Source organism: Kineococcus siccus, assembly GCF_009906795.1.
Classification (GTDB): Bacteria; Actinomycetota; Actinomycetes; order Actinomycetales; family Kineococcaceae; genus Kineococcus; species Kineococcus siccus.
The window spans coordinates 1-910 of sequence record NZ_JAAALN010000414.1 but is presented as its reverse complement, the minus strand read 5'-3'; the positions used below and the strand labels follow the sequence as shown (position 1 = coordinate 910).

The window sequence follows — 910 nt, the reverse complement described above, 5'->3', positions numbered from 1 at the left end:
GGCGGGCGCGGGGCGTGCGCGAGACTGCCCGGGTGCCGCACCAGACCGGGGCTCCCGCGACCGCCGTGGCGTCCGCGCGGTCGGCGGGCCTGGTGCGCGGGAGCGTGGAGGCGCTGCGCCCCACGTCGTTCGCCCTCGCGCCGGGCCGCTGCCTCGCGGTCGTGGGCCCCAACGGCAGCGGGAAGAGCACCCTGCTCGACCTGCTGGCCGGCCGCGCGCGCCCGACGTCCGGCGCGGTCGAGGTGCTGGGGCGTCCCGCCGATGAGGCGCGCCGCGCGTGCGCCGCGGACGTGTCCGTCCTGCTCGCGGGGTTCGCGTGCTACCCGGACCTGACGGTCCGCGAGCACCTCGAGCTCGTCGCGGCCGCGTGGCCGGCCGGCCGTGTCCTGGCCGGGGTGGACGAGGTGCTCGCCGCCACGGGTCTGGGGCCCGTGCGGGGGCAGTTCCCCGACGAGCTGTCCTCGGGCGAGAGCCAGGTGTTCGCCCTGGCCTGCGCGACGATGCGCCCCGCGCGCCTGCTGCTGCTCGACGAGCCCGAGCAGCGCCTCGACGCCGACCGGCGCGCGCAGTGCCTCGCCCTGCTGCGCCGGGTCAAGGCGCGGGGCATCAGCATCGTCGTGGCCACGCACAGCCGCGAGCTCCGCGACGGGCTGGCGGACGAGGTGCTCGCCCTGCACGCCCGCGACGCCGCGTGAGCCCCTCCAGCGGCGTTCGCACCGCGGTGTGGCCACGGCGCCGGGCCCCGGCGCGGCCGGGGACCCTGCCCGCCGCCCGCGCCGTGCTGCGCTCCGCCCGGGTGGGCCGGCCGGCCGGGTCCCGCGGGTACTCCGCGTACGTGGCCCTGCTCCTGGCCACGCTGTACGCGCCCGCGGCCTGGCGGGCCGCGGGCGCGTACAGCGTGGCCAGGAGC

Annotated in this window: 2 protein-coding genes; both read left to right on the top strand. The window is 80.1% G+C overall.

All coding sequences use genetic code 11. From position 1 onward, the window contains the following. On the top strand, nt 1-695 hold a 695-nt coding region (locus GTR02_RS21880; RefSeq protein ID WP_205709818.1), incomplete at its 5' end, for an ABC transporter ATP-binding protein. Beyond that, nucleotides 692-910, top strand: a 219-nt coding sequence (locus GTR02_RS21875) for a hypothetical protein (protein ID WP_166609566.1), incomplete at its 3' end; no start/stop codon positions are given. The genes GTR02_RS21880 and GTR02_RS21875, both read left to right, overlap by 4 nt.